The sequence below is a fragment of the Desulfovibrio sp. SGI.230 genome (assembly GCF_050313065.1).
Taxonomy (GTDB): domain Bacteria; phylum Desulfobacterota; class Desulfovibrionia; order Desulfovibrionales; family Desulfovibrionaceae; genus Desulfovibrio.
This window is the reverse complement of sequence record NZ_JBNPKS010000014.1, coordinates 1-19,987: the sequence shown is the minus strand read 5'-3', so window position 1 is coordinate 19,987 and position 19,987 is coordinate 1. Positions and strand designations below refer to the sequence as shown.

Annotated in this window: 14 protein-coding genes; 7 read left to right on the top strand and 7 right to left on the bottom strand. The window is 65.5% G+C overall.

The window, feature by feature from the left end; all coding sequences use genetic code 11:
* The first annotated feature begins 53 nt into the window (after nucleotides 1-53).
* A complete protein-coding gene (gene typA, locus ACQRAG_RS10055; protein WP_168934940.1) occupies nucleotides 54-1,883 on the top strand; it encodes a translational GTPase TypA in 1,830 nt (609 codons plus the stop codon).
* An 83-nt stretch (nucleotides 1,884-1,966) separates the two neighbouring features.
* On the opposite strand, the gene ACQRAG_RS10050 is transcribed toward typA, so the two are convergent.
* The 3 genes from ACQRAG_RS10050 to ACQRAG_RS10040 all read right to left on the bottom strand — a co-directional run bounded on the left by ACQRAG_RS10050 (nucleotide 1,967) and on the right by ACQRAG_RS10040 (nucleotide 5,767).
* Nucleotides 1,967-3,463: an outer membrane homotrimeric porin gene (locus ACQRAG_RS10050; RefSeq protein WP_303739765.1), complete on the bottom strand. Its 1,497-nt coding sequence runs from the start codon at nucleotides 3,461-3,463 to the stop codon at nucleotides 1,967-1,969.
* Between the two features lie 406 nt (nucleotides 3,464-3,869).
* The gene (locus ACQRAG_RS10045) at nucleotides 3,870-4,226 is read right to left on the bottom strand and encodes a cytochrome c3 family protein (protein WP_300645734.1); all 357 of its coding nucleotides are present in this window, start codon (nucleotides 4,224-4,226) and stop codon (nucleotides 3,870-3,872) included.
* A 14-nt stretch (nucleotides 4,227-4,240) separates the two neighbouring features.
* Nucleotides 4,241-5,767 carry an FAD-dependent oxidoreductase gene (locus ACQRAG_RS10040; protein WP_304037027.1) on the bottom strand — a complete coding sequence of 509 codons (1,527 nt, stop codon included), beginning with the start codon at nucleotides 5,765-5,767 and terminating at the stop codon, nucleotides 4,241-4,243.
* Between the two features lie 123 nt (nucleotides 5,768-5,890).
* On the opposite strand from ACQRAG_RS10040, the gene ACQRAG_RS10035 reads away from it, so the two are divergent.
* A complete protein-coding gene (locus ACQRAG_RS10035; RefSeq protein WP_412626059.1) occupies nucleotides 5,891-6,592 on the top strand; it encodes a Crp/Fnr family transcriptional regulator in 702 nt (233 codons plus the stop codon).
* On the top strand, nucleotides 6,589-7,326 hold the full coding sequence (locus tag ACQRAG_RS10030) for a Crp/Fnr family transcriptional regulator (RefSeq protein ID WP_304043951.1): 738 nt from the start codon (nucleotides 6,589-6,591) through the stop codon (nucleotides 7,324-7,326). The genes ACQRAG_RS10035 and ACQRAG_RS10030 overlap by 4 nt, the downstream gene beginning before the upstream one ends.
* A gap of 125 nt (nucleotides 7,327-7,451) precedes the next feature.
* On the opposite strand, the gene ACQRAG_RS10025 is transcribed toward ACQRAG_RS10030, so the two are convergent.
* Complete coding sequence (locus tag ACQRAG_RS10025; protein WP_168934941.1) at nucleotides 7,452-7,799, bottom strand: DsrE family protein; 348 nt, start codon at nucleotides 7,797-7,799, stop codon at nucleotides 7,452-7,454.
* Nucleotides 7,800-7,889: 90 nt separating this feature from the next.
* Between ACQRAG_RS10025 and ACQRAG_RS10020 the strand changes: the two genes are divergently transcribed.
* The 3 genes from ACQRAG_RS10020 (at nucleotide 7,890) to ACQRAG_RS10010 (ending at nucleotide 15,161) form a co-directional block, all read left to right on the top strand.
* Nucleotides 7,890-10,034, top strand: coding sequence for an autotransporter assembly complex protein TamA (locus ACQRAG_RS10020; protein WP_427803961.1), 2,145 nt, complete (start codon nucleotides 7,890-7,892; stop codon nucleotides 10,032-10,034).
* An 80-nt stretch (nucleotides 10,035-10,114) separates the two neighbouring features.
* Nucleotides 10,115-14,368, top strand: a complete 4,254-nt coding sequence (locus ACQRAG_RS10015) for a translocation/assembly module TamB domain-containing protein (protein WP_427803962.1) — start codon at nucleotides 10,115-10,117, stop codon at nucleotides 14,366-14,368.
* A 217-nt stretch (nucleotides 14,369-14,585) separates the two neighbouring features.
* Complete coding sequence (locus ACQRAG_RS10010; RefSeq protein ID WP_302261046.1) at nucleotides 14,586-15,161, top strand: GNAT family N-acetyltransferase; 576 nt, start codon at nucleotides 14,586-14,588, stop codon at nucleotides 15,159-15,161.
* 181 nt (nucleotides 15,162-15,342) lie between these two features.
* Here the strand turns inward: ACQRAG_RS10010 and ACQRAG_RS10005 are convergent, their stop codons facing one another.
* Complete coding sequence (locus ACQRAG_RS10005) at nucleotides 15,343-16,566, bottom strand: MFS transporter (protein WP_239463862.1); 1,224 nt, start codon at nucleotides 16,564-16,566, stop codon at nucleotides 15,343-15,345.
* Nucleotides 16,567-16,747: 181 nt separating this feature from the next.
* Between ACQRAG_RS10005 and ACQRAG_RS10000 the strand changes: the two genes are divergently transcribed.
* Nucleotides 16,748-17,179: a MarR family winged helix-turn-helix transcriptional regulator gene (locus ACQRAG_RS10000; RefSeq protein WP_006007772.1), complete on the top strand. Its 432-nt coding sequence runs from the start codon at nucleotides 16,748-16,750 to the stop codon at nucleotides 17,177-17,179.
* Between the two features lie 278 nt (nucleotides 17,180-17,457).
* Here the strand turns inward: ACQRAG_RS10000 and ACQRAG_RS09995 are convergent, their stop codons facing one another.
* Both ACQRAG_RS09995 and ACQRAG_RS09990 read right to left on the bottom strand, forming a co-directional pair.
* Nucleotides 17,458-18,660 carry a bifunctional nucleoside/nucleotide kinase/histidine phosphatase family protein gene (locus tag ACQRAG_RS09995; RefSeq protein WP_168934946.1) on the bottom strand — a complete coding sequence of 401 codons (1,203 nt, stop codon included), beginning with the start codon at nucleotides 18,658-18,660 and terminating at the stop codon, nucleotides 17,458-17,460.
* Nucleotides 18,661-18,741: 81 nt separating this feature from the next.
* Nucleotides 18,742-19,437 carry a hypothetical protein gene (locus ACQRAG_RS09990; RefSeq protein ID WP_427803963.1) on the bottom strand — a complete coding sequence of 232 codons (696 nt, stop codon included), beginning with the start codon at nucleotides 19,435-19,437 and terminating at the stop codon, nucleotides 18,742-18,744.
* Nucleotides 19,438-19,987 lie beyond the last annotated feature (550 nt).

Below are 19,987 nucleotides of genomic sequence, written 5' to 3'. Positions count from 1 at the left end.
ATGCGCCCCGGCAACGTTCCGGGGCGATTTTTTTACCAGAGCGAGACAGAACTATGCAGCAGAATGACAAACTTCGTAACGTGGCTATCATCGCCCACGTTGACCACGGCAAAACGACCCTGGTGGACGCCCTTTTCCGTCAGAGCGGCGTGTTTCGAGCAGACCAGCAGGTCGATGACCGCGTCATGGACAGCATGGATCTGGAACGCGAACGCGGCATCACCATCGCGGCCAAGAACTGCGCCGTGCACTGGAACGGCGTGAAGATCAACATCATCGACACCCCCGGTCACGCCGACTTTGGCGGTGAAGTGGAACGTTCGCTCTCCATGGCCAGCGGCGCCATCCTGCTGGTGGACGCCTCCGAAGGCCCGCTGCCCCAGACCCGTTTCGTACTGCGCAAGACCCTGGAAGCCGGTCTGCCCGTGGTCGTGGTCATCAACAAGATCGACCGCAAGGACGCCCGTCCCGATGAAGTGCTCAACGAGGTCTACGACCTGTTCATCGATTTGGACGCCAGCGACGAGCAGCTGGAATTCCCCGTGCTCTACGCCATCGGCCGCGCCGGTGTGGCCATGCGCAACATCGACGACGAGCAGAAGGACCTGACCCCCCTGTTCGAGACCATCCTCGAAAAGATCCCCGGTCCCTCCTACGATCCCGAGCAGCCCTTCCAGATGCTGGTGGCCGACCTGGACTACTCCGATTACCTGGGCCGTCTGGCCGTGGGCCGCATCATGCACGGCAGCATCTACGCCAACGAGAGCCTGGCCTGCATCGGTGAAGACGGTCAGGCCCGCCCCCTGCGCGCCTCCAAGATCCAGGTCTATGAAGGCCTGCAGCTGGCCGAGGTGGACAAGGCCCAGCCCGGCGACATCGTGGTGGTGGCCGGCATCGAGGACGTGACCATCGGCGACACCATCTGCACCCGCGAGAACCCCCGCGCCCTGCCGCGCATCCGCGTGGACGAGCCCACCGTGGCCATGCGCTTCGGCATCAACACCTCGCCCCTGGCCGGCCGTGAAGGCAAGCTGGTGCAGAGCCGCATGATCCGCGACCGCCTGAACCGCGAATGCCTGCGCAACGTGGCCGTGCGCGTGGAAGACACCACCGACAAGGACGCCTTCCTGGTCAAGGGCCGCGGCGAGTTCCAGATGGCCATCCTCATCGAGACCATGCGCCGCGAAGGCTTCGAGCTTTCCGTGGGCCGTCCCGAGGTCATCCTCAAGAAGGACGAGAACGGCAAGACCCTGGAGCCCATCGAGCACCTGTATGTGGACTGCGACGAGGTCTTCATGGGCGTGGTCACCGACAAGATCAACCAGCGCAAGGGCCGCATGCTCAACTGCACCAACAACGGTACCGGCCGCGTGCGTCTGGAGTTTTCCGTGCCTTCCCGCGGCCTCATCGGCTACCGCGACGAGTTCCTCACCGATACCAAGGGCACCGGCATCATGAACTCCTATCTGGAAGGCTACGAAGAATGGCGCGGCGACTTCCCCACCCGCTATTCCGGTTCCATCGTGGCCGACCGTCCCGGCAATGCCGTGGCCTACGCCCTGTTCAACCTGGAGCCCCGCGGCACCCTGTTCGTGGAGCCCGGCGATCCGGTCTACGAGGGCATGATCGTGGGCGAGCACAACCGTGACAACGACATCGACGTCAACGCCACCAAGGAAAAGAAGCTCACCAACCTGCGCGCCGCCGGCAAGGACGAGAACGTCATCCTCACCCCCGTGAAGAAGATGACCCTGGAACACGCCCTGCACTTCGTGCGTGAGGACGAACTGGTGGAAGTGACCCCCGTGTCCCTGCGCCTGCGCAAGGTGGAACTCTCCGCCCAGAAGCGCTACCAGATGGCCGGGGCCAAGAAGAAGGCCTAGGTCTCCTTATCCCGGATAGAGGAAGGGCCGGCGGACATGTTCGCATGTCTGCCGGCCCTTTTTTCTTTTTCAGGCGGACAGGCCTAGAAGGTATAGGCAAAGGTCAGGTCGACGTTCCAGATGTCCTGCTTGCTGTAGCTGTCCCCAAGGTAGGCGTGGCCGTCCTGCCAGGTACCGGAGTCCATCAGGTTGGCGATGTAGCCCAGCCAGAGGCCGATGCTGAAGTTGTCGTAGACCTGGTAGACGCTGTTGATGTTGAACTCCAGCAGCCCGTCATTGGTGGTCAGATAGATCCCTTCGTAATCGTTGGTGTAGTTCCAGTCCGTGCGGGTGGTGGCGTATTTGACCATGGATGGGCTGTTGGTCCCGCCCCAGTAGAGGACGCGGAAGGTATGCTTGAGGTCTTCCATGAAGCTGACGTCCGCCACCTGGAGCCCCAGGCCCCAGGTACCGGCATAGGTCATCTTCTGGTCCTGCAGGCTGCCGCCGTAATGGACGTCGTCGCCCATGACGGACGAGAACATGCCGTTGGCGCGCAGGCTGGGCAGACGCTCGGAACCGTTCTTGATGTCGCCGTCGTCACCGCTGCCGTACCAGCCGAAGATGCCGGGCCTGCCCCAGTCCGTCTTGTATTCCACAAGGGCCTTGGCCAGCCAGCCCTGCCGCTGTGTGCTGCCGCGTACCGGGTCCACGCCGCGTTCCAGGGCATCGTAGCGGCCCATGCCTTCCACATAGCCGTAGTTGAGCTCGAATTCGATGTTCCAGGGATCGAAGGCCGTGATGGCCACGGGCAGACCGGCCCAGAACAGGCTGCCGTACATCTTGTCGGTATCGAGGTCCGTAAAGCCGCGGGCCCCGGCGGCGGTCATGCCGAAGGGATAGGCCCCCATGCTGGTCATGGGGTTGCCGTCGTTCCAGATCTGGGTGCCGTTGAAGGTGTTCTTGCCGCGGATGCCGTACAGCACCCAGGGGGTCATCTCGAAACCTTCAAGACGCACGGGCAGGGTCAGGCCCCAGATGTCCATGTTGTCGAGATAGTTGGTATTGCCCTCGGCGCTGTAGTTGTCGTTGAAGGGGCGCAGCCAGAGGGCCGAAAGCCCCACGGTTTCCGAGAACTGCCAGGAGGCCACGATCCCGGCCACATCCAGGTTGCCCGCGACGGACGAGTTGCCTGCCTTGGTGGGCAGGGTCAGGTTCTGCAGGCCCATGCGGACCTTCAGGCTGGTGTCGGGCACCTGCCAGTCCATGAAGGCCATGCGGACCTTGATGGCCGAGGTGCTGTCGGCCCCCAGGGCGCCGCCGCCGGCCTGCTGGCCCCACTGGATATGGCCGATCTCGAAATGCACGCTGCCGGACAGGCTCTCCGAGGCGACAGCATCCATCTGGAAGCGGATGCGGGAACGGCTGTTCATGATGTCATTGCTGTCGGTCTTGTTCCCGCCGACGGATTTGACGAAGTTCCTTTGTGACAGGCCCATGCCCACCTGCCAGATACCTTTGGCCTTGAAGTCGATGGCCTGGGCATCGGCGGCAGCCAGCGCCATGGTGGCGGCGATAAAGAGAATGGCAAGCTTCTTCATCCTTCCTCTCCCTTGTCTTCGGACACGCGTGAGTGTCTTATTTTTATTTAATAAAAACAGTATGTTGTTATTTTGCCTGGACAAGCGGCAAGATGCGCACGAAAAAGGCTTTCATGCGCTGCCGTCTACGGTGCCATGCATGGGGAAGATCGAAGGAGCGGCTCTCGCGAGCAGGCAAGAGCAATGGCGGCATGCCTGGCAGGGCATGCTCTTTTTGCCGGAACTCTTGCCAAGGAGGCCTGCGGCAGTCATTATCGGTGTGCTAGCGGAGCCTGAGGCTACCGCAGACCTCACGAACAGTGCAGCACGGCCGTACGGTCCCCCCCGTACGTCCCCCCGGCTGCGGCTGTTGCTCCCGGTCTCCCGAGGGAAGGCCGCTGGCAGGCGGCTTTCCCCCGGGACCGGTCTACTTGAGCGTGACCCCTTCGAAGTTCTTCACATGGCAGTAGCTGTTGGCACAGAGCAGCTCTGACTTCTTGTGCTCCTTGTGGCAGGTGTAGCAGGGCACCGTATCGCCCCAGTGCGGCGTATAGTGCGGGTTACGCTTGAACCCTTCCGTTTTCTTGATGAGATCCTGCATGGGACCATGGCAGTTCAGGCAGGCTTCGCTGGGCGGCGGCGTGCGGCCCACTTCTTCCTGGTGGCAGTCCACGCAGGCCAGGTCCTGGTGCATGCTTTTGTGGCTCACATAGCTCCCGGCCCAGGCGGCAGAGCTTGCCAGCAAAAGGGCGGCGGCGATCATGCTTAACGTGCGTATCTTCATGGATTCCTCCGTAACTAGGCCTTGATGTTGCGGGCCCGCTTGGCGATCTCTTCCCCGGCGATCATGCCGAACGCGGCGCAGTCGGGCAGGGAGCAGGCGGTCAGGCGCGTGACGCCGAACACCCCGGCAGAGGCTTCGCCGGCCACATAGAGGCCGGGGATGGGCTTGTCGTCCAGGGCGCTGATGGCTTCGGCCCTGGTGTTGATGAGCACGCCGCCCTGCGTGTAGGAGAGGTCGGGCTCGATGGTGCAGGCCGCAAACGGCGGTTCCGTCAGGGGCACGGACAGGGAGCCTGCGATGTCCTTGCCGAACTCGCTGTCGCGTCCGGCAGCGATGTCCTTGTTGTAGCGGTCCAGAGTGGCCTTCAGGGTCTTCAGGTCCAGATGTTCCTTGGCGGCCAGTTCTTCCAGGGTGTCATAGGGGCGCAGGGCATTGGAGAAGAGCAGGCGCTGGCGGCGCTTGTGGTCGAAGAAGGCGTCCATGGTCTTCTTGTCGTAGATGCCCAGGGGGATGCAGCGGTGCTTCTGCATGTAGAGCAGCATGTTCACGGCCAGGTCCGTACGGGGCATGCTCTCGTCGATGAAGCGCTTGCAGGTCTTGGGGTCGATGACCATGCCCATGCGCAGGTCTTCCGAAGCGATGTAGAAGCCGTAGCGGCCCAGGGTCGTATGCACGCTGCGGGCACCGATGGCCAGGGCCGCGCGCAGGGCACCGGCCGTATTGCCGATATGGCAGCGGGTGGCCATCTCTTCGCTTTGCAGCGGCGCTTCGGCCATGCGGAAGGCCAGGTCGCGGGAATAGCCGCCCGTGGCCAGGACGACGCCGTAGCGGGCCGCATAGCGCTTGGGGAGGCCGCCGGCGTTTTCCATGTCTTCGTTCTTGGACTCGTTGATGAAGTCGTAGCGTTCCCGCACGTTCACGCCGGTGACGGCGCCGCTTTCATCCTGGATGAAGCTGTCGAACTTGACGCGGCTGCGGATCTCGCCGTTGTACTTTTTGCGGAAGCTGTCCCAGATGGGGACCATGACGCTGGCGCCGAAGCTCTCGACGCCCTGGTGCACGCGCGGTGCGGAATGTCCGCCGAGGATGATGATCTCGGGATTGAACTTGGCGCCGTTCTCGATGAGGAAGTCGATGGCCCGGCCGGAGTTGCGGGCCACGGTGAGCGTCAGGTCGGGATGGTTCAGGCCGCCGCAGGCGGCGCTGATGTCTTCGGCAAAGGCCTCGGGCGTGTCCTTGATCCCCTGCTTGCGGGTCAGCTGGGAGTTCACGGCGCCGAAGTCACCGGTGGCGATGGCCGAGTTGCCGCCGAGATAGCTCATCTTTTCCAGGACGACGACCTTCTTGCAGCCGTTCTTCTTGGCCGCCAGAGCCGCACACATACCGGCCAGACCGGAGCCGATGACGATGACGTCAAAGACTTCGTCCCATTGTTCCTGGGGCTTGGTCGCCGCATGGGCCACCCCTGCGAGGGAACCCAGCGCCATGCTCGCGGCGCTTCCTGCCAGAAAGGCCCGACGAGAGACATGCTGTTTTGTCATATGCAATCCTCCTGATGGATGTCACAGCTTGTGATTTTTTTCTAAATCGGGCAGGACATGAAAAAAACAGCATCCATCAAGTTTTTTGTTTTTTAAAAAACTTCTTTCCGCTCAGGAGGTTCCATGAAGCGGCGCGACATCCATATGCACGCTGTCTATGTCCAGGGGCTGAACAGGATCTGGGCAGATTTCATGCGCCGGGGGCAGCGCCGGAGGGTGATGGCCTCCTCCCGTTCTCCTGTCGATATCGTCGGTGCCCCGCATGAACTGATCTTCCTCGAAGAAGGGCATGTCAGGGTCTACGGCATGGCCCGGCAGGCCCCGCGCCTGCTGTTGCTGATGGGGCCGGGCTGCCTGGTCAATACGGAGTGCCTGGAGGGCGGCCAGACCTCGCATGGCTATATGGTCAGAGCCATGACGCCGGTGACCCTGCTGGTACGGGACGTCACCGCATGGTACGAGCGCCGTCTGGCCTGCGAGTATCCCGAGCTGTATGTGAACGTGGTGCAGGCTCTGGCCGGGATCAACCTGCTGTTCCTGTACAGGGCCCACGCCGTGACCTTCGGCCCGGCCCTGTCCCGCCTGTGTGCGCTCCTGCTGGACATCCACGATACGAAGGACTGTCCCGTGCTGCGCCAGAAGGACATGGCCGAGCTGGCAGGCATCACGCCCGAGACGGCATCGCGGCTGCTGGCCCGGCTGGAGGATTCCGGCTGTCTGGAAAGGGTACGGGGCGGGAACGTCCGGCTGCTGGACATCCCGCGCATGAGGGAACTGAGCTGTCAGGAGAGGACGTTGATCCCCTGGAGGGATGGTGAGGCATGAACAGGAGGACGCAAGCGGAGTTCTGGCTGGAGCGGCTCAACCAGGCATGGGAGGCGGTCATCCCGCTGGGGAAGCTGGAGACCTACGAAGATCAGGAGACCCTGCGTGTGGAAGGCTGCCGCTTCTTCCACCTGTTGCTGGAAGGGAACATCGACATGGTGAGCCTGAGCGGTACCGGCAAGGAATGGACCCTGTTCCAGGCCGGGCCCCTGTGTCTGATCAACGACATCCCGGCCATCACCGGGATAGACAACCATGTGCGCTACATCTGTTGCGGGCAGGTCCGCACGGTACGTTTTGAGAGCAGGTTGCTGCGGGATCCGTCTTTTTTTCGCAGCTATCCCGATCTGGCCAGGAACCTGCTGACCACCGTGCTGCACAAGATGGAATTCTTTTTGTCCTATGCCATCGAACAGCAGGAATCTTCGGGGCTGGAACGTCTGTGCCGTCTGCTGGTGCAGCTGACGGGCGGTCGTCAGGGCTGTTTTTCCATCGGGATGGGCCAGAAAGAATGCGGCCTGCATATCGGGATGCATCCGGCCTCTTTTTCCCGGCTGGTCACCGGGCTGCGCCGTCAGGGCATCCTGGGCGCGTTCACCCGGCACAGGCTGGAGATCCTGGATGCGGACCGCCTGTTGCAGATCGCCGGAGGCATGTCCGGGACGGACCTGGCGCCTGGAAAAAAGAAAAGGCAGAAGAGGAAAGTCCTCTCCTGCCGGAAAGTTTGCCCGTAAGCGGCCGGCATCGCCGCAGGTCTTTCTGCCGGGCTGGCCGCCCGTGACCAGCTCCGCGGCAGGGCGGCACGCCCCGGGCGCTTCCCGCTGCCCGTCAGCACGGCGGGCAGCGGGCAAACATGGGATTACGGTCTGATGTAGGCGAAGCCCTTGTTCTGCAGCTCCACGATCTCCACCAGGCCGGCGGGCACCACTTCGCAACCGGGCCAGAGGTCGGCGGCGGTCATCTTGTTGGCATCCAGGGCGTTCTTGCACAGACGCAGCTTGAGGCCGCGGGCCATGAGCTCCTCGGCGGTCTTCTGCAGCTCGGCCTGGGCAGGCACGAACAGTTTGACGGCCGGGCCGTTGGCCACCAGCACCAGCTCGAATTCCTTGCCGGGCAGGCCGTTCATATAGTTGCGGGCATTGACGAAAGCAAAGGCCAGCACAGCGGGATCATTGGCGTCCACATGGAGGCAGAGATCATACGACATGGGAGACTCCTGAAAAAAGAACTGAATAAGCTCATGGTAACAAAGGGGATTTGTCTTGCCAAGCTGTCTCTCTGCGGCTATGGGATTATTATGCGCCGAACATATATCCTTTTTTCTTTTTTGCTCATGGCCTGCCTCTTGCTGGGGGGCTGCGGCCTGTTGTTCGGCGATGCCGCCGGAGAACTACGTGATGACGGCGGGACCAAGATGCCCGCCGCTCAGGGCGAGCGAATCCCGTACAAGCTGTCCATCGAAGTGGATGGGGAGCGCCGCGCCACGGCGGACGAGAAACGCGCCGCGGCCACGGATCCTGACGGGGAATCCGAGGGCGTGTCCCTGGGCGGCAGCCCGGAGGAGGGCGACGAGGCCGGACCGGCAGCCCCACAGGCGGATGCCCCCCACCGTGAAGGGACGGGAGCCGCGCCGTCTGCCCCTAAGGGGAACAGCGGCCTGTCGGACAAGATGCGCGACCTGAGCCAGCTGGAGCAGTTGCGCTCCGACCCGCCGGACAGCCTGCTGGCCCTGGAGCGCCGGGCCCGGGGCGATGTGGAGACGGCGGTCAAGCTGCTGCATTCCCAGGGCTATTATGACGGTACGGCGACCTTCCAGATGGACAGCACGACCAAACCGGTCACGGTGCGCCTGCATCTGACGCCGGGCCCCCGCTATGTGCTGGGCCGGGCTTCGGTGCGCTATGAGCCTGTCCCCGTGGTGCCCGCGGCCCTCAAGCACGGCAAGCGGCGGGCGCCGTACAGCGGTCTGGGGGCCCTGTGGGGCGACGAGGCCCGCGAAGCGACCCCGCCCCCGCGTTTTCCCGATACCCTGCGCGGGGTCACCCCCGGTGAACCCGTCACGGCCGACCAGATGCTGGAAGCCGTGGAAAAATTGCCCGAACGCCTGCGCCGCCGTGGCTATCCGCTGGCCCAGGTGAGCAGCCAGCGCTATTTCCTCGATCGCGCGGCCCGGACCCTCAATGCCGAGATCGTGGTGGATACCGGTCCTCCGGCCCTGCTGGGCGAGATCGTGGTGGAGGGCAACAAGGACGTCAGCACGACCTACATCCGCGACCGCGCCCCTTGGAAGGCCGGGACGGAGCCCTGGAACGAGAGCCGGGTGCAGGACTATGTGGACGAGCTCCGCGGCCTGGGCCTGTTCAGCATGGTACGCCAGCGCAACATCAAGGACGTGCCCTCGCCGCGCAAGGACGGCATGGTGGTCCTGCCCGTGCAGCTGGTGGTGCGTGAAGGCCCGCCGCGCTCGGTCAGCGCCGCTGCCCGCTATGAGACCGATTCCGGTATCGGCGTGGAAGGGGAGTGGGAACACCGCAACTTCTTCGGCAACGGGGAAAAGCTGGTGGTCTCCCTGCCCATCACGCCCGAAAAGCAGGGGCTGAAGGCGTCCTTCGAAAAACCGGCCTTTCTGGATCGCGACCAGAAGCTGGTGGGCGAAGCCTCCCTGTTGCAGGAATTCACCGATGCTTACGACCGGCGCGGCCTGCGCGTGGGCGCCGGTATCGAGCGCCGCCTGAGCCCCTACTGGTGGGTGGGCGTGGGCGCCTCTTCCGACAGCGGCGCCCTCACCGAGGACGACCGTACCAACGAGCCCTACAGTTTCGTGGGCCCGCACCTGCGTATCGTGCGCGACAGCCGCAACAACAAGATCAATCCCAAGCGCGGCTCGGTGCTGGAGATCAATTCCAAACCCATCTTCGGCTATTACGACGGCTTCTTCACGGCCCTGGGCACGGAAGTGGAAGGCATGTTCTACTACGCGCCCTTCCGCAAGGGCCCGAACAAGGGCGTCATCGACGACAAGCTCGTGCTGGCGGCCCGTGTGCGCGGCGGCAGCATGGCCGGGGCCGAGATGAACAACCTGCCCAGCACGCTGCGCTATTACGCCGGTGGTGCCGGTTCGGTGCGCGGCTATTCCTATCAGGCCATCGGCCCGCGCAACGACAAGGGCGACCCCAGCGGCGGCCGTTCCTACCAGATCGTCAATCTGGAGGCCCGTTACAAGATCACCGACGAGATCGGCATCGTGCCCTTCCTGGACGGCGGCATGGTCTACGAGGACGCCCTGCCGCAGATCTTCGGCGACATGCGCTGGGGCGCGGGCCTGGGCCTGCGCTACTACACGCCCATCGGCCCGGTGCGTCTGGACGTGGCCACGCCCCTCAATCCCGTGGACGGTGATCCCCCCCTGCAACTCTATATCAGCATAGGACAGAGCTTCTGATGGCCAGCGAATCCGGAACTCCCCCTGTTGTCCCTGACGGCCGTCCGTCGGGCCCTGCTCCCTCGGAAGGGGCAGCGCCCGTGCGCAGGAGCTTTTTCCGGCGCCGTGTCCTGCCGTGCCTGCTGCTGTTCGTGCTCCTGACGTTGCTGGCCGGGGCCGGAGCGGTCTGGTGGCTGCGTACGCCCGGCGGACAGGACTGGCTGCGGCAGGAAGCCGACGCCCTGCTGGCTCCGCCCCTGGCCGAACAGGGCCTTTCCCTGGAGCTGATCCGTCTGGAGGGGGCCCTGCCGCTGGAGATGGAATGCGCCCTGCGCCTGCGTGATGCCGGGGGCCTCTGGCTGGATGTGCCCCGGGCGCGTGTGGACGTGGGCCTGTCCGTTTTCCCGCCCGGCATCTCGCTCGACCTGCGCCTGGAACACCCCTCTTTGTATCGCCTGCCCCAGCTGCCTCCTTCCCCCGACGAGCCCTCCCCGCCGCTGGCCGAGACGCTGGCCGGGGTGGAGACGGCCCTGAGGAGCGCGCTGGACATCACGGCCTCCCTGCCGGGCTGGCTGCCTTCCCTGCATGTGCGTGAAGTGGCGCTGGATGGCCTGTGGCTGGGCTCGGCCGTGCTGGACGGCAGTCCGTCCGGCACGCTGGTGGATGTCTCCGGGCAGGCAGCGCAGGACGCGGCTGCTTCGGCCGGAGCGGGGAGTGTGCCTGCGGATGGTCAGACGCCCCCGGCCCCTGCCGTCGCTGCGTCTGCCCCCGCACAAGAGGCGATGACGCCCGGGGCTCCCCCGGCGCCGCCCCTGTCCGTGGCTGTGGCCGCCGTGGAAAGCGCCCTCCGCGTCGGTGAGGGGCTGGAGGTCTCGCTGTGCCTGACAGCCGAAGCTGATTTTTCCCTGAGCGGGACCACGGCCCGGGCCGGTCTCCAGGCCTCGTGGCAGCTGGCGTCCGCAGCGGCAGCCGCTGCTCCGGCCACTGAGGAGACGCCTTCCGCCGCTGCGCCCGCTCCCGGATCCGGTGTGACAGCGCCCGGGATGACTCCGGCGGCGGCCCCGGCACAAGAAGCCGGTCCTGTTTCTGCGCAGGAAAAAAACACGGACACGGCCCCCCTCCTGACGGAAGCGGCAGGACAGTGGCTGCCCGCGCCGCTGGCTCTGCTTTTGACGCCCGGGCAGGCGTCGTCCCTGCGGGTGGAACTGGCCCTGCGGCCCGGTGAGCGTCCCGTGCTGGCGCTGGAGACCCTGCAGGCGGATGCCGGGGCCGTGCGACTGCGCGGTCAGGGGACGCTGGAGCTTGCGACCGCTGCGGATGTGCTGGCCTCGCCGCTGGCGCTGGATTGCTCGCTTGCCGTGTCTTCCGCTGCGGATGCGGCGGCCTTGCTGCCCCAGGCGCGGGCCCTGCTGGCGCCCCTGGGCGACGCCCTGCGTCTGGACATCGGCGTGAAGGGCAGTCCCGGTGCGCCCGAGCCCCGTCTGGAACTGGCCTGCGCCACGCTGGACCTGGGCGGGCATGCCGTCAACGATCTCTCCCTGCTGGCAGGCGGAGAGGCCTTGCCGTGGCCGCAGCTGGCTGCCAAAGGCAAGGTGGAACTGCCGCTCTCCCTGCAGGTGCGCACCGGAAAAGACCATATTTCCACGAAACTGCGCCTGCGGGCCGGGCATGACGGCGCGGCCTGGCTGCTGGGCCTGCCGCAGCTGGAGCTGCACGGCGCCGGTGCCCGTCTGGATGGGGCCCTGCTGGCCTTGCTGCCCGATGCCCCGCAGGAGATGCCTGCCGTTCCTTCTGCTTCGGCGGAAAAGCAGGCCCCGCTCCCTGAGGTGGGAGAGGCCGGGACGCTCCCGGCTCCTGTGGATACGGCCGGACAGCCCGCAACGGCCCTTCCGGCGGCCCCTGTTCCTGCCTCTGCTGCGGATGCCGCCGCAGCCCCCGTCCCTCCGGCCCCGGCCATCGTGGGCAGCGATTTTGTCCCTGCGCGGCTGCTGGCACAGCTGTTCCCCGATCCCGGGACAAGGCCGCGCCTGTGGGCCTCGCTGTACGGCGAGATAGAAGACTGGGCCGCGCTGGGCCGGGTGCTGGACTACTGGTTACCGGGCCTGCGCCTGGAAAAGAAGGATGACCGGCCTGTCCGTCTGATGCTGCGTGCGGGCGGTCTGCCGTGTGCCCCGGACAAAGCCGAAGAACTTCCGCTGGCGGCTGTGGCCGGGCTGGCCGATCCGGCCTTCCTGTGCAGCCAGGACTGGCAACAGTGGTTCAGCCTGGATGCCGACGTGGGCTTCCTCCGCCTGCACGACAGGGGAGGCGAGCGTCTGCTGCTGCGCGAGCTGCACCAGCATCTGCGCATCGACGATATTTTCGGCCGGGGAAAGCTGGAACAGCGTCTGGACGTGCGCCAGCTCCATGCGGCCGGTCTGCGGCTGGAGCGGGTGCTCGTGGGCCTGAAGGGCGAACTGGCGACCCCGCTGGAAGCGGAACTGGCCTGCGCCGGAGACATTCGGGCCAAGCTGCGCCTCCGCTGGCAGGGCGACAGGCTGGAGATCCCCGTGTGTGACCTGCATCTCAAGCAGGGCGTGGGCCTGCGCCTGCAGGCAGGGACGGCCCTGGTGCTGGACAAGGACGGTCTTTCCCTGCGCGGTCTGGATGCCCGCATCGCGCCTGCGGGGCGGGTACGGGCCACGGCCAGCCTGAAGCCCGCGGCCATGGATGTGCGCCTGACGCTGGACAGCATGGATCTTGCCCCGTGGCGGGCGGTGGTGCCGGGCCTGCCTTCGGCCGCGCTGGCTTTCCAGAGCCGCCTGCACGGCAGTCCCGCGGCCCCTGCCGGGACCTTCCGGCTGGACGTGCGGCGACTGGAAGTCCCGCAAAGCTCCCTGCCGCCGCTGGATCTGGCCCTGACGGGCAAGCTGGGCGGCAGCAACGGCAAAGGACGTCTGGACACACGGCTGGAACTGCCTCCCTCCACCCGGCAGGCCCTGGGAGCGGAGCAGGCCGGTCTGGAAGTCCGCCTGCCCCTGCATTTTTCCGCCAACGGCCTGCCCCTGCCGGACATGACGGCCCCGCTTTCCGGGCGTCTGGACTGGCAGGGCGACCTTGCCCCGCTCTGGCGTCTGGTGCCGGTGGCCGACCGCCGCGTGACCGGACGCCTGGACATGCATCTGGCTCTGGCCGGCAGCCTTGCCGTGCCTACGGCCAAGGGGCGGCTGGAGGTCGCGGGCGGACGGTATGAGGACCTGGCCCTGGGCATCCTGCTGACGGACATCAAGGCCTCGGTGACGGCGGGCAGCGGCAAGGGCCTGAAGCTGGAGCCCGTGCGTGTGGAGGCCTCCATGAGCGACGGGCGCGGCGGCCTGGTGACGGCCGCGGGCAGCCTGCATCCCGAAGGCGGCAGGCTCGATCTGGATGCCGCCATGAAGCGTCTGCGCCCCCTGCGGCGCGCGGACATCCAGGCGACCCTGTCGGGCACGGCCTCGGTCAAGGGCACGCTCATGGCGCCCCAGGTGGCGGCGGACATCACCATCGACGAGGCCCTGGTCAATCTCAATCGCCTTACCGGCAGCAGCGTGACCACCCTGCCCGTGGAAGGCACCAGCGAAGCCCCGGAACCGGTCACGGAAAAGAAGGAAGGACACGGCTCCCTGGACGTGAGCGTCCGGGCGCCCGGGCATATCGCGGTCAACGGCCACGGGCTGGAGAGCGAATGGCAGGCCGGTCTGCGCGTGCGCGGGGCCCTCAACGATCCGCTGGTCATCGGCAGCGTGCGCTCGGTGCGGGGGCAGTTCGACCTGCTCTCCAAGATCTTCACCCTGCGGCCCAGCACCATCTCCTTCAACGGCGGGGCGGTCTCCAACCCCCTGCTGGACGTGACCCTGCGCTACGAAGTACCGGATATCACGGCCGATGTGCGCGTCAGCGGCTCCGTGCGGCGCATGAAGCTGGAACTGACCAGCACGCCGTCCCTGCCGCAGGAAGAGATCATCTCGCGGGTCATGTTCGGTCGCGGCTCCAGCGAACTGGGCCGTTTCGAAAGCCTGCGTCTGGCCGCCGCCGTGGCACGTCTGGCCGGGTTCGGCTCCGGCGGCCTGGGCGTTCTGGATCTGGGCCGTGCGGTGCTGGGCGTGGACGTGCTGCGCGTCAATTCCGCCACGGACAAGGAGAGCGGGGATGAAGAAAGCAGCCTGGAAGTGGGCAAGTTCATCGGCGAGAAGATCTATCTCGGCGTGGAACAGGGCCTGGAGCCGGACAGCACCGCCGTCATCATGGAACTGGAACTGACCCCGCACAGCAAGGCGGGCATCCGCACGGAGCAGGACAACACCAGCGCCGGTGTCCAGTGGAAGATGAATTACTGACGGACACCGGGACGGCGTGAGGCTTGCGGACGCTCCCTTGCGATGGGCAGCCGTATGGCGCCTTGGAGCCCGGAGACGATGGCACTGCTGTCCCGGTCAGAGGCCCGGCCGGATGCGCCTTGCCTGCCGTCGGGCACTGCCTGCGGACGCATCCGGGGGCACCTGCGGCGTACGGGCCTGAGGCTCCTGCGGGTGCTGTCCCTGCAAGGAATAGAGGATGGAACGACTGACCTTCAGCGATGCCGGTCCTGCGGACTGGCCGTATCTGCTGTGCCTGTGGTGGCGCAACGTGCGGGCCACGCACGGCTTCGTGGCGGAGGACTATCTGCGGGCCATCGGGGCTGCTTTGCCGGGCGCCTATCTTCCGGCCATGGAGCGCGTACGTCTGGCCTGGCTGGAGGTCGCGCCCGCTGAAGGCGACGGGAGCGACCATGCGCCGGGGGCAGGAGAAGGCCATTTCCCGACGGGCACGGTAGCCGTGCCCCGCCCCTCTCAGGGGCGCTTGCCGGCGGGCTTTCTGGGCAGCGTGGAGCAACGGGTGGAGATGCTCTTCGTGGAGCCGGGCCTGCGGGGCAGGGGTATCGGTACGGCCCTGCTGGAGGATTTCGGCAGCCGCCATCCCGAGATCCTGCTGGACGTCAATGAACAGAATACGGCGGCCCGGATATTTTATGCCCGCCGGGGCTTCGAGGTGGTGGGGCGTTCCCCGCTGGACGGGGCGGGGCAGCCGTATCCGCTCCTGCATCTGCGCCGCCTGCGGGCCGGGGGCGCCGGGACAGGGCAAACAGCCTGACGCATGGCCTTCCGACGGCCTCGCATCCCTGCCGTCACAACAGGGGGGCGGCATCCTGCCTTGGCTCCGCAGAGGACACAGCGGCGACGTGGCCGCCCAAAAACAGAAACGCCGGGGGGGACCCGGCGTTTTGGCATCGTCCGGGAGAATGACAATGCCGTCTCTCTGGGGAAGGAGATATCTATGCGGCTGCCACGCGGCGGCCGTGGAGGACGTAGTACAGCAGCACCGCGCCGAGGACCACGAAGGCCAGGGTCTGGTACATGCCGTCATAGCCTGCGGCGGGGATCATGAAGCCGAACAGGTAGGGCCCCAGACCGATACCCAGGTCGAAGAAGATGAAGAAGGTCGTGGTGGCCTGGGCAAAGCGGGACTTGGACACCAGCGAGAGCGAGACCGCCTGTCCGGCGGACTGGAAGTTGCCGAAGCCCATGCCCAGGATCAGCCCCGCGGCCAGCAGGACCCAGCTGCTGCTGGCGTGGGCCATCATGGTCAGGGAAAGGGCCGTCAGCAGCAGGGCCGGGTAGAAGATGATGTTCTCGCCGCGCAGGTCGAACAGGCGACCGGTCAGGGGCCGGGTCACCAGGGCGGCCAGGGCGTAGAGCAGGAAGAAAAGGCTGGCCGCGCCGGTCAGGCCGCGTTCCGCCGCATAGGAGGTCATGAAGGCCTGGATGCAGCCGTAGCTCAGGCAGGTGATGAGCGCCACCAGCGAAAAACGCACCACACGCGGGTCGATGTAGCTGTTGAGCTCAAGGAAGGGCCGGTGGCGGTGGCGCATCTCCGGCAGGTCGTGCAGGCCGAAGAAGATGGCGATGCAGGTCAGGCCGATGCCCAGGCAGGTCTGTGCCAGGATGGTATAGCTGAAATACTGGGAGATGAGGATGCCCAGGAAGGGCCCCAGGGCCAGCGCGAAGGCCGTGCTCATGCTGAACAGGCTGATGCCCAGCCCGTGATGCTGGTGGGGCACCACATAGGCCACGATGGTACCGGTGGCCGTGCCCATGATGCCCACGCCCATGCCCATGCACAGACGTTGCACGAAGAGCAGGGCCAGGTTGGGGACCCAGAAAAAGGCCGCGATGCTGGCCGAATAGAGCAGCAGCCCGGCAAAAAGGATGGCACGGCAGCCGCACAGGGAAAGCAGGTTGCCGGTCAGGAAACGGCCGATGAGGCAGCCGATGACCATGATGCCCGCGGTGAGCCCGGCGCTGCTGAGGCTGGCGCCGTAGGTGGCCCGCGCATAGGCCGTGCTGGTGACGAACATCAGGTAGTAGGCCGTCATGACCAGCAGGTTGATGCAGGCGACCACATTGAAGTTGCGGTTGAAAATGGAGCGCAGGGCTTCGCCGGTGCTGGCGGTGCTGCGGTCCTGTGTCCGGGGCCGGGATCTGTGTTGGGTGGGCATAGGGATTCCTGGGCGAAATATCGCCATACCGTTGCGTGTGCAACGATATACGTCCGGGTGCTTTCCCTTGTCAAGCAGAAAACCTGTCCGGCGGACGGAGCGCTTTTGCCCTTGCAAGGCGCTGCAAGGCTGACTATGAAAAAACGACGTATGTGACCTACATCATTTTTCTGGAGCTGTTGTGGAACTGACCTATAAGTGGATCGCGCTGGCCAACCGGCATTACCTCATGTACCTGAACAAGCGTCTTGCTTCGTACGGTCTCAGCGGCAGCCAGTATCTTTTCATCCTGAACATCTGCCGCCAGCCCGGCCTGACCCAGGACAAGCTGCCGGACATCATCCACATCAACAAGAGCAACGTCACCCGTGCCCTGGCCCATCTGGAGAAGCGCGGCTTCATCCGGCGTGAGGTCAACCCGCAGGACAAGCGCACGGCCGCCGTCTTCCCGACGCAGAAGGCCCTGGACGTGTACCCGCACGTGCTGGAGATCATCCGGGGCTGGGACGCCTCGGTGACCAGCCCGCTGACGGAGGACGAGAAGCACACCCTGCAGGCCCTGCTCAAGCGCGTGGTGGCCTCGGCCCACGAGTACCGCAGCACCGAGGGCTAGGGGCCAGGTCCTCCCGCCAGAAGTCTTGGGGACAGCTGTCGCTGCCCATGCCGTGCAGGGACGGTATGGAGCCGGGCCGGGAAGGCCGCCCGGCTTCGCGCCATACACAGGGCTGTTCCCCCCTGTCTCTCCCGCAGCGTCCCTGCAACCAGTACATGCGACAGGCACGAGCCCTGTTCCCTGCGGGGAGCGATGAAAGAACAACGAGCGGCGCGGACGATTCGTCCGCGCCGCTTTCGTTCGGGCATCTTGCCGTGCCCTTGCGTGCGTTCCCCGCTCTAGTAGCTGATGCGTTCGATGAGCTTGCGGCGGGGCGTGAGCGAGATGTGGTAGTACTGGTTCTGCGGCACGTTGATGTAGGGGATGTCCTCCTCGCGCTGGCGCAGGAACAGGGAGAGGATGACCCGGTTGATGGCCTGGTGGCCCACCAGCATCACGGGCAGTTCACCGGCCAGGAACAGGGCCCGCTGCAGGCCGCGCCGCACACGTTCGCGCAGCATGGCGTAGCTTTCGCCGTGCGGGTAGGCGTAGTGGTATTTGTCTGCGTTACGGCCTGCCGTGATCTCGGGCATGGTCTCGCGGATCTCGCTGTAGCACATGCCTTCGCAATCCCCGGCCCAGATCTCGTCGAATTCCTTGAAGGCCATCACGCGGGTCTCGTGCCGTCCGCGCAGCAGGGGCGCCGCGGTCTCGTGCGAGCGCATGCGCGTGGAGGTGAACACCCAGTCCAGTTTCTGGTCGCGCAGGTGCAGGGCCAGGGCCTCGGCCTGCATCCGGCCTTTGGCCGTCAGGGGCGGATCGCCGCCGATACGGCCCTGCACGTTGTATTCCGTCTGACCATGCCGCGCCAGGTACAGGCTCTGCACCCACCAGCTGACCACGATCTCGCGGATGGCGGGATAGTAGGGGGAGCCTTCGCAGGGCTGTTCCGCCAGGATGCGGCTGGACATGGTATCCACGCACAGCCAGTACTGTTCCTTGCCCACAGGCTCGTAAATGGCTTCGTAATAGCCGATGCGGCCCACAAAGCTCGCCAGGGCCTCGTCCTCGGTATAGCCCGCGTATTCCGGCAAGCGGGTCTTGTTGCGGATGCAGGCATTGAGCAGCACGGGGTCTTCATTGACGCATTCCAGAAAAAGCACGGGATGGTCCGTGAGGGTCCTTTCGATAAAGGCCCGCCGTGCGCGACTGACGTTGGTGGCATCCAGGATGGCTACGTCACCTTCCCGGTTCAGCCATTCTTTGGCCCGGATCAGGTTTTGCCGGCAGATCTCCTCGCGGATCCTGCGACCTTCGGCATTGTCCGGAGAGTAGAACTCCGGCAGGGTGGATTCCGCCCCCAGCAGTTCGCGGCGGACGTCGCCGTTGTTGAAGATGGCTGAACGGAAGCCGTCAGCCGCCAGGCCGCCGCAGATGCGCCGGGCCAGACGGGACTTGCCGCGTGCGGGCAGGCCCACCATGACGAGATAGAGCTTGTGCATGAGACTCCTGTGGGGCGTTGGTCTGTACGGATATCAAGAGCCGCCCGGCCGCGCGAGGGGCAGGGCCGGACATCATGCCGGTCAGCGGGCCGCAGGGGCCGCCTTGGGGGCCGCAAGCTGTTCCAGGGCCTTTTTCAGCGGCTTGCCGGGATGCTTGTCGCACCACTCCAGCAGGGCGTCGCTTTGGGCGGCCATACTCCCCAGCTCCAGGGGACGGTAGGGGCGGTCTTCCTTGAAGGCCTGATAGCCGTCCCACCAGAGGACCAGCGGCAGCCAGTTGTCGCCCTGCCGGCGGAAGGTGCGGCAGGGCTGGGAGAGCTTTTGCCGCGACAGCTTTTCGCGTACTGCCTGCCAGCGTTCCGTCAGGCGGGACATGGGGGCCGCGGCGCAGGCGTCGTGCAGGCGTATGGGCAGGCTGGAAGTCCACTGCTCGCCCTGCTGCCAGAGCTGGAAGGGGAGATCCTCCTTGCCGCTGCGGGCCGCCACATAACCGTCCAGCCATTCCAGCGGCACGTCCAGGCGCAGACCGCCTCCTGTTTTTTTTCTGTCCACCGCCTGTTCGGCCAGAGGCCGGCAGATCAGGGCCCCCACGCGCAGGTCGCTGTCTTCAGGGCTGCTGCCCAACAGCAGCATCTGGCCGGGTTCCGCCTCCTGCACCGTGATGGTCAGGGGCGATGATACGGGTTTTTGGGGCTGAGTCGCACCGGCAGCAAGGGGGCTCAGCAGCATCAGCAGCAGAAAAGCCGCGCACAGCGGGCTGAAGGACGTGTTTCGCATAATTTACTCCTGCCGCAGGATAGCATTGTCGACCGGGGGATTGGAAGCGGGTTTCTCGTGGGGGAAGGGGCGTTTTGGGGCAAAACTGCCCCTTCCTCCACGCCCCAACCCCGGAAAAAACTTGTTCGGATATGGACGACAGGCCCCGCCGCTGTCTGCAGGGCAGGGTCATCGGGGCGTGCCGGAAAAGGGAACGGATGGGGGCCCCTCCGGGAATGCAGGGCGTTTTCGAAAGTTGCCGGAGGGGATGGCGTGCCCTGTCATGACAACCGGCAAGGGGCAGGTGATGGGAAAGACTCCGGACTGTGGCGACAGGAAAGCAGCAGAGGGCGTTGAACTACCGGGCCGATCCGGACTCAGGGGCGGGAGGAACGGCTCAAAAACTTGCCGGAATGAGGAACAACAAGCGGATACGGGCTGCCCGCTTGATGTTCTCCAGGCTGGCCAGGGCTCTGGCAGTGCAAAGCATCCCGTGTGCCGGCTGGATGATGAGGGAAGGATGGCCTTGCCGGTGAGACGGCGACGGGGACCGGCGCACGGACCAGAGTGA

Bases quoted from the DNA above. Each gene is read 5' to 3' on its own strand.
- typA (WP_168934940.1), top strand. From the start codon at position 54: ATGCAGCAGAATGACAAACTTCGTAACGTGGCTATCATCGCCCACGTT.
- ACQRAG_RS10050 (WP_303739765.1), bottom strand. From the start codon at position 3,463: ATGAAGAAGCTTGCCATTCTCTTTATCGCCGCCACCATGGCGCTGGCT.
- ACQRAG_RS10045 (WP_300645734.1), bottom strand. From the start codon at position 4,226: ATGAAGATACGCACGTTAAGCATGATCGCCGCCGCCCTTTTGCTGGCA.
- ACQRAG_RS10040 (WP_304037027.1), bottom strand. From the start codon at position 5,767: ATGACAAAACAGCATGTCTCTCGTCGGGCCTTTCTGGCAGGAAGCGCC.
- ACQRAG_RS10035 (WP_412626059.1), top strand. From the start codon at position 5,891: ATGAAGCGGCGCGACATCCATATGCACGCTGTCTATGTCCAGGGGCTG.
- ACQRAG_RS10030 (WP_304043951.1), top strand. From the start codon at position 6,589: ATGAACAGGAGGACGCAAGCGGAGTTCTGGCTGGAGCGGCTCAACCAG.
- ACQRAG_RS10025 (WP_168934941.1), bottom strand. From the start codon at position 7,799: ATGTCGTATGATCTCTGCCTCCATGTGGACGCCAATGATCCCGCTGTG.
- ACQRAG_RS10020 (WP_427803961.1), top strand. From the start codon at position 7,890: ATGCGCCGAACATATATCCTTTTTTCTTTTTTGCTCATGGCCTGCCTC.
- ACQRAG_RS10010 (WP_302261046.1), top strand. From the start codon at position 14,586: ATGGAACGACTGACCTTCAGCGATGCCGGTCCTGCGGACTGGCCGTAT.
- ACQRAG_RS10005 (WP_239463862.1), bottom strand. From the start codon at position 16,566: ATGCCCACCCAACACAGATCCCGGCCCCGGACACAGGACCGCAGCACC.
- ACQRAG_RS09995 (WP_168934946.1), bottom strand. From the start codon at position 18,660: ATGCACAAGCTCTATCTCGTCATGGTGGGCCTGCCCGCACGCGGCAAG.
- ACQRAG_RS09990 (WP_427803963.1), bottom strand. From the start codon at position 19,437: ATGCGAAACACGTCCTTCAGCCCGCTGTGCGCGGCTTTTCTGCTGCTG.